Source organism: Bartonella florencae (assembly GCF_000312525.1).
In the GTDB taxonomy this organism is placed as follows: domain Bacteria; phylum Pseudomonadota; class Alphaproteobacteria; order Rhizobiales; family Rhizobiaceae; genus Bartonella; species Bartonella florencae.
On record NZ_HE997458.1, the window covers coordinates 17,839 to 19,405 of the forward strand.

4 protein-coding genes are annotated in these 1,567 nt (G+C 37.3%); all 4 read left to right on the top strand.

All coding sequences use genetic code 11. The features are described from left to right. The first annotated feature begins 184 nt into the window (after positions 1–184). From BN202_RS08450 to BN202_RS08465, 4 genes are read left to right on the top strand one after another with little or no spacing between them, the layout of a single operon-like run. The gene (locus BN202_RS08450) at positions 185–487 is read left to right on the top strand and encodes a type II toxin-antitoxin system RelE/ParE family toxin (RefSeq protein WP_034988027.1); all 303 of its coding nucleotides are present in this window, start codon (positions 185–187) and stop codon (positions 485–487) included. Next, complete coding sequence (locus BN202_RS08455; protein WP_019220212.1) at positions 474–794, top strand: addiction module antidote protein; 321 nt, start codon at positions 474–476, stop codon at positions 792–794. The genes BN202_RS08450 and BN202_RS08455 overlap by 14 nt, the downstream gene beginning before the upstream one ends. A 45-nt stretch (positions 795–839) precedes the next feature. Then, entirely contained in the window at positions 840–1,163 is a 324-nt protein-coding gene (locus BN202_RS08460; RefSeq protein ID WP_019220213.1) for a type II toxin-antitoxin system RelE/ParE family toxin, read from the top strand. A gap of 12 nt (positions 1,164–1,175) precedes the next feature. Next, the gene (locus BN202_RS08465) at positions 1,176–1,487 is read left to right on the top strand and encodes a helix-turn-helix domain-containing transcriptional regulator (protein WP_019220214.1); all 312 of its coding nucleotides are present in this window, start codon (positions 1,176–1,178) and stop codon (positions 1,485–1,487) included. Positions 1,488–1,567: the final 80 nt, after the last annotated feature.

Consider the following 1,567-nt stretch of genomic DNA (forward strand, 5'->3'; position numbering starts at 1 on the left):
ACCTTCTTGTGATATTTTCCGCATAAAGTTCTCCATTAAAAAAGCCCCACAAAAAGCAGAGCTGGATTAAAAAATTGACCTCTTTCCCATTCGGAAGGTTGGCTTGTTAAAACCTATGTAGCTTTTTCATTGGAACAAAAGAATGTATTTGACATTCATCTGTTTTGTAGCATATAAACTACAAATGTTTACAGTATATAAAACAGAGCATTTTATAAAATGGCTAGATTCTTTAAAAGATAAACAAACACAAAAGAAGATTTCAGCACGTATTTTGCGTCTTGAATATGGGCTTTTAGGTGATGTCAAATTCTTTCGTGGAATTGGTGAGTTAAAAATAAATTATGGACCAGGCTATAGAATCTATTTTGTAAAACAAGGGCAAGAGATTATTTTATTACTTAATGCTGGTGATAAATCTACACAACAAAAGGATATCGAAAAAGCCCTTCAATTAGTAAAGGAAGTGAAACATGGAAATTACTAAATTTGATGTAAGTGAGTATTTTAATACACCTGAAGATTTTAAGATCTTATTAGAGGATGCTTTAGAAACTAAAGAGAGTGGTTATATTGCACATGTATTAGGGATCATTGCACGTAAACAAGGAATGGCAGCTGTTTCTCAAGAGACAGGTTTAAATCGTGAATCTCTTTATCGTTCTTTAAGTGATAAAGGTGATCCACGTCTTTCTACGTTTCTTAGCGTTTTAAGTGCATTAGATTTACAAATGAGTTTAACTCCTATCAAAAAGAATTCTAAGGAGCAAGCAGCTTTAGAAGAAGCCTCTTAATCATTTCCTTCTTGACAAATATTCGTTTATAAACGAATATAGATTATGTTCGAAATATGTCACTACCTTACCTCTGATGGCAAAGATTTGATAACTGATTGGCTGCGAAAACTGCGTGATGTGCAGGCTAAAGCTGCGATTATTCGCCGTCTTAATCGTTTAGAGCAAGGAAACTTTGGCGATTTCAAACCGCTTCGTGATGGTGTCTATGAATTGCGTATGAATATTGGTCCTGGTTACCGCGTTTATTATGCCCAGTCTGGCAAGACCGTATTATTGCTATTATGCGGTGGTAGCAAAAAAACACAAGACACTGATATCGCTCGTGCATGTGCTTGCTGGCGTGATTGGCAAAACCGTGAAGATTAAAGGAGTACGAGAATGAAAGACCGTAACCATGATGATGCGATGGCAGAAATATTCCATGATGATCCTGAAGTAGCAGCAGCTACCCTTGATGCTATCTTAGCAGATGGTGACCAAGGGGAATTGCTTGTAACACTTCGTCAAATGGCGAAAGCTTATGGTGGTGTTCAAGCTGTCGCTAAAGCAGCCAACTTGAATCCAACACAGCTTTACCGGACACTTTCAGAAAAAGGTAATCCAGAGTTCCGCAGCTTGAATGCTTTATTGCGTACTATGGGATTTCGCTTGGCTGTACAGCCTCTTGAACGATCTGTTCCACACACTTGATATCAGCGTTGAGTGTATTAAACACTTTCCAACCCTAAACAACAGTGTTTTACGGCAAATCATGATAATCTATTCTATAC